The 5,306-nt window shown below is 62.9% G+C and carries 8 protein-coding genes and 1 tRNA gene; 5 read left to right on the forward strand and 4 right to left on the reverse strand.

Features of this window, described 5'->3' with window-relative positions:
• Positions 1-617 (forward strand): SRPBCC family protein (locus tag AC062T_RS03115; protein ID WP_476027303.1); only part of this gene is annotated, 617 nt, incomplete at its 5' end.
• A 517-nt stretch (positions 618-1,134) separates the two neighbouring features.
• On the opposite strand, the gene AC062T_RS03120 is transcribed toward AC062T_RS03115, so the two are convergent.
• From AC062T_RS03120 to AC062T_RS03130, 3 genes are all read right to left on the reverse strand, one after another.
• The gene (locus tag AC062T_RS03120) at positions 1,135-1,545 is read right to left on the reverse strand and encodes a hypothetical protein (protein ID WP_476027305.1); all 411 of its coding nucleotides are present in this window, start codon (positions 1,543-1,545) and stop codon (positions 1,135-1,137) included.
• The gene (locus AC062T_RS03125) at positions 1,542-1,925 is read right to left on the reverse strand and encodes a hypothetical protein (RefSeq protein ID WP_476027307.1); all 384 of its coding nucleotides are present in this window, start codon (positions 1,923-1,925) and stop codon (positions 1,542-1,544) included. The genes AC062T_RS03120 and AC062T_RS03125 overlap by 4 nt, the downstream gene beginning before the upstream one ends.
• 474 nt (positions 1,926-2,399) lie before the next feature.
• Positions 2,400-2,473 (reverse strand) — tRNA-Pro (locus AC062T_RS03130).
• A gap of 246 nt (positions 2,474-2,719) precedes the next feature.
• Here AC062T_RS03130 and AC062T_RS03135 point away from each other — a divergent pair.
• The 4 genes from AC062T_RS03135 to crcB all read left to right on the forward strand — a co-directional run bounded on the left by AC062T_RS03135 (position 2,720) and on the right by crcB (position 4,871).
• Positions 2,720-3,280, forward strand: coding sequence for a hypothetical protein (locus tag AC062T_RS03135; RefSeq protein ID WP_476027309.1), 561 nt, complete (start codon positions 2,720-2,722; stop codon positions 3,278-3,280).
• Between the two features lie 174 nt (positions 3,281-3,454).
• Positions 3,455-4,063, forward strand: a complete 609-nt coding sequence (locus tag AC062T_RS03140) for a universal stress protein (protein ID WP_476027311.1) — start codon at positions 3,455-3,457, stop codon at positions 4,061-4,063.
• Positions 4,060-4,497, forward strand: coding sequence for a fluoride efflux transporter FluC (locus AC062T_RS03145; RefSeq protein ID WP_476027313.1), 438 nt, complete (start codon positions 4,060-4,062; stop codon positions 4,495-4,497). The genes AC062T_RS03140 and AC062T_RS03145 overlap by 4 nt, the downstream gene beginning before the upstream one ends.
• Positions 4,494-4,871 (forward strand): fluoride efflux transporter CrcB, encoded by a 378-nt coding sequence (gene crcB / locus AC062T_RS03150; protein ID WP_476027315.1) that lies wholly within the window; start codon positions 4,494-4,496, stop codon positions 4,869-4,871. Before AC062T_RS03145 ends, crcB begins: the two co-directional genes overlap by 4 nt.
• 24 nt (positions 4,872-4,895) lie before the next feature.
• Here the strand turns inward: crcB and AC062T_RS03155 are convergent.
• Positions 4,896-5,306: urea transporter (locus tag AC062T_RS03155; RefSeq protein WP_476027317.1), on the reverse strand; the 411-nt coding region annotated here is incomplete at its 5' end.

The raw sequence follows: 5,306 nt of genomic DNA on the forward strand, positions 1-5,306 counted from the left end.
GTCAGCCGCTTCTTAGACGCCCGGACACGGACTTGTGCGCCGCCCGGAATAACCGGCTAGCAATGATGGGTACGCTCATTGAGGCGCGTTCATTTCGCGTGCTGCAAGGCGGGGAGTTTTCCGCCGCGCTCAGGTCGAACGAGAAGGAAAACACCGTGTCTGATCACGCAAGAGTCAAAGGCCACACCGTGACCCGCACTGTGCACATCGAGGCCCCGCGCGAGCGCGTTTGGAAGGCGCTGACCGACCCCGAGGTGATGGCGCAGTGGTTCGGAGACAGCGTGGAGTTCGCCGCGCTCGAGCCCGGTGCTACTGGCAGCATCGACTGGGATGGTTACGGCACCTTCCCGATCGAAATCACCGAAGTGGCACCTGACGACTCGTTCGGCTTCCGTTGGTCGGGCATCCCCGCCGACGAACTCAACGAGTACTCGACGCATGTGCGCTTCACCCTCTCCGAAGCTGGCACCGGGACGGATGTCACGGTGGTCGAATCGGGCTTCGACACACTCCCCGGCGGCACCCGCTACCGTCGCGCGCGCCTTGAACAGAACCGAGAGGGCTGGGACGTCGAACTCGACGAGCTCGCGATGCTCCTTGAGGGTGTCAGCGAGTAGATAACGTCCAGTAGAGGATTCTTCAGCAGGGCGCTCGATTGGTTCGACAAGGGCGCTCAGCAATTGGTCGCGCAAGGTCTCATCCCCCTGAAATGCCACGCTGAGCAAGCGTCGAATCAGATCCATCTCCGCGACGGAGGGCGAACGGAGACTTCCAAGCTCATCGGCGTCCAGGCCCGACGGCCAATTCGATCTCAGCGACCTCAGAATCACTAGGTGGATCGGCACTCTCCGCCGTCCCAGCCGGGTGCCCGCGTCAGAGTGATGGATCTAGGAGTTTTCCGCGCTGCACCAGCATTCATTCGCCTCCACTCCTGCGCCGCATGGAACGGCGCTCCGCGATGCTATTTGCGCTTCGCCGACGTAGGCCGAGCGAGTTGCGACATCGGTGGCGATGTCGGTATCACGACCCCAGCTTTCTGCATGACCTCAGAGCGACCGATGCGGAATGCAAGCCTACAAATCGGGGTTGCGGTCTACTCGCGCGGCGAAAGAGGCTCCTACGACCTGGCCGCCGTCAAGCTTTTCTCCAGCTGCCCCTAAGCCGAGGGAAGGTGAGAGCGACGTAGAGTGCCGGCGCCAGAGTCCAGAACACCGGATAGATCCAGCCCCCATTTCCACTCCCGAGTCCAAACCCCGCCCATCCTCCGACAATTGCTGCAACCATTGCGCAAAAAATCACAATGACGGTGCGGCCGGATAGGAAACGGGTAAGCGCGACGAAGGCGACTAAGGCTGACCCAATGATGAGGAATGCGACAACAACCGCTGAGAGGACCAGCAAGGTGGTGCCGGCCCAAAAAGGTATGATTCCCCCTCGGTAATCGTTGTACATCACTTCGTACAACACCATTAGCAGTCCTGCAAGCGCCCCGCCTCCGATCGCCACGAAGAGCACGGTAACTGGGCTTCGTTGTTGATTCTTCACGGCAATTTCCTCCTTAGGTTTTCCGCCTGCTGCTGCCAAGTTGATTCCGCTCCGCCGTGAATGACTCCGACGCGTGCGATATCCAACGTCTCTCTCGCATCAGCAATCTGCCCTAGATACAGGTCTCCGCCGCTCTCGAGGGTGACGAACTCGATGGTCGAACCCACTGAGTCGAAATATCCTTCCCGTGACACGGTGAACAATGTACTCGTCGTGCCGACCGTGATATCGACATAGCCTGAGGAAAAGGGAAGTTCGGCGGACCAACCAGGTAGTTGCAGCGAATTCACCAATCGACACTCCGCGCCGGTCGCAAACCGTGAGCAGTCCTTGATACCGGACGGAAAGATCTCCGCCGGCTCGGCCTGGAACTTTCGCATTGCGTTGGCAGCTGACCCATACTTCGAGACTGGCCCGATGCGGTGGTAGTACTCGTACTCATAACCACCACGGGACTGGCAAGAGTGCGCTATCGCGGCGCAGCTCGACAGACCCGACGGACCACCCTCACGCGCCGTCCGCCGGAGAGACGGCGGCGCCGTGAACATGTACACCAAGACTCTGCCCCACGCCCCGCTCCTTAAGCGGTGGGCAGAAGGCACGCTCTACAGCCCACTTCGGACTTAGACGACCCGTCTACCGCAACTCCCGTAACACCCACCCGCACACAGAACAAGCCAACGCGCCCGAAACGGGCGCGTTTCGTCATTTAACGCCCAGAGCTTCGGGAATCGGCCGGCCGAGCGCATTCAACCCGTTTCAACCCCTCTGAAAACGACGAAATCCCTCCCGGCATCTGCCGAAAGGGATTGCGCTTTGGGTATTTGGGACGGTTTTTGGTTCGACCCATTCGGTCGGGCTGACAGGATTTGAACCTGCGACCCCCTGACCCCCAGTCAGGTGCGCTACCAAGCTGCGCTACAGCCCGTAATCCTCATTCGGCCACTCTCTGACTCAGCGAGCGGTTCGTCCGAAGACAACTTGACAATAATAGCGCGAACTTCGCAGCCCGTTTGCCACTCACCTCACCCCGGGCGCGTCCGCCCCCATTCCGGCATGTGCGTGCCGAGGATCCAGGCAGCAGAGCCCCGCGCCCACTCCTAGCCAGTTCAGAGCTTTCGTCAGTAGTGTCCTCTGAAATACCGGTGCTGCGTCGTTTCATTCGGAGGAAGTCATGCCTCGTTCAACATCAACCGCCCGCACGAACATTCCGCTCATTGTGTTGTGGGCCGCATCCATCGCCGTCGTGGTGATCGGCTACCTCGTAACGACCATGGCCATCACCGCCCAGACCGATCTTTATGGAGCCGGTTCGCAGGATGTTCAGGCGCTGTTGAACGGCCAAGCCGGCGTGACAATGGGCACCACCCTGTTGGGTGTCGGGGTGCTCGGAATCCTCCTCGCGCTCGCGGTGCACGCCCGCAACGCCGCCGAGCGGGTGCGGCCCGTCGACAACGGTTACGACGATGACCTCGACCTTGACAGAGAAGACGATGCGGTACGACCCGCTGCCCATGCTGCCGCCACGCATGTCGCAACGGACCGATCCACCGGCCCAGCATCCGCAACCGGCTCAGCATCCGCAGCTGGCGAGCAGGTCCCGGTGGCGCCCGGGGCGGTGGAGCCCACCGCTCCACCCTCAGTCGCTCCCGCCGCACCCCCGGCCGGCTCGACACCAGCGGCCGACGAGATTCCCCCGGCAGACCCGGGCGCAACTCCGCCCCAACGGCCCTAGCGGCCACGCCCCTTCCGACGCCGAGCGACCCCGCCGTTCGGCGCCGGAACCCGCGCCCGCGTGCCGCGCGCCAACAACTCGCGAGCCCATCTATCAACGAGCCCCTCGAGAACGCACAGACTCTCCCACCCGCGGCGGCCAGTAACGCAGTGCGGGCGGTAGTAGCGTCAACACATGGGCACTCACACCGCATCCCCGCGAACTCATCCGGTGATCGTCGGAGTAACGCCAGATCAGCCTCCCCACGTTGTGCTGCAGGCCGCACGCTTCGCGGCGCAGTTCGGCACCGACCTGGTCTGCGCGCATGTGAACCCCGGCCGATTTGTGAGAGGGGAGTCAGACGACGGCACGGTGGAGACCGCTTCGCTAGACCCCGACTTTGCTGACGAACGCGAAACGACGTTTCACGAGCCCCTGGCCGACAGCATCGCCAAGGTTCTCACGGGAAGCGAGGTCGGGTGGCGCACGCTCACCCTGGCTGGGGACGTGACCACCGCGCTTAGTCGACTCGCCGACACACTCGACGCATCGATGATCGTGGTCGGCAGCCACGAGGGCTCCCTCGGCGGCACGATTCAAGAATTCTTTGGGCGGTCTGTGGCCGCAACCCTCTCGCACCAACAGCTTCGCCCCGTTGTCGTGATCCCCAGCAAGGCACCGCCCACAACCGAGCGTGTGGCACCCGGGGATGCTCGCGCGACGGATTCCTCGGGGGGTCACCGACAGGAGACGTCGCCGGCCGATCAGGCGGGCCAGCAACCAGGCGAGGAGGCAACACCGTGAGCAACACATCGCGGGCACGGGCACCCCACCTCTCGTGGGGACCGATCACCCTCGTGGCTGTCGGAGGAGCCTTTGGCGTCGCAGGCTGCGAAGGTGTCTCCCTGGCCATCCGCAATCTCGGTGACGTGCCGATCGCTATCCCCGTTGTCAACATCATCGGGGCGTTCCTCCTGGGCTACCTCTATGAGGCGGTGACACGCCTCGAGGCCACACCGGCCAAGAATCTCAAGCTCCTGCTCGGCACCGGCTTCTGCGGCGGCTTCACGACCTACAGCTCCCTCGCCACCAATACGGCAGTGCTGTTTCGCGACGACCACGCCTGGTCAGCCATCGGCTATGCCCTCGGCACCGTGATCATCGGCGCTATTGCCACCTGGCTCGGCATTCTCATCGCCAGCGCCATCAATAGCAGCCGAAGCAAGGCCACCTCATGACCCCGCTCATCTTTCTTCTGCTCGCCCTCGCGGGCGGCGTCGGCGCGGCCGTGCGGTTTCTTGTCGACGGCCTCATCCGCTCCCACCTCAAAACCGCCTTCCCATGGGCGACGACCATCATCAATGCCTCCGGCTCCCTCTTTCTGGGGTTTCTCACGGGGCTCGCGACGGTGCATCTGCTGCCCACCGATGTGAGCATCGTGATCGGCACAGGTTTCTTGGGCGGCTACACGACGTTCAGCACGGCCAGCTACGAAACGGTGCAGCTGATCAAACAAAAGCGCTACGGTTTCGCGTTCGTGAGCGGGGTCGTCATGCTCGTGATCTGCGTTGCCCTTGCGGTGCTCGGCCTCTGGATCGGGACCTCGATCTAAGACCGCCGGGGCTGAGCGCTGCGATTAGGTGCGCTTCGCCGCCGGGATGTAGTGGGCGATGATCAAGAACACCCAGGTCGTGAGGATGTAAGGCCACGTGTAGGTGGCCACGTCGAGTCGGTGCATGAACAGGGTGACGAACGCCGTGACAATCGTGCCGATGACGGCAAGGATCCACGAGAGCGAGCTGCTCTTGAGGAACGTGACCGAGAGGGCGATCGCCGTGAGCACACCCGAGTAGCCGGCGAGACCGTTTGCGGTTTCGGTGAGGGTCTCCCCCAACGCCAGCGCACACAGGCTGCCGACAACACTGCCGAGCACTGCGGCAATGCCCACCTTCCAACTGGCCACAAAGAGTCCGAGCAGGATGAGCGCGCCAGCCCACACGTTGTCGATGAGCACCACCTGCGACACGTTGGTGAGCAGCGACCGCAA

This window comes from Homoserinimonas sp. (genome assembly GCF_056262345.1).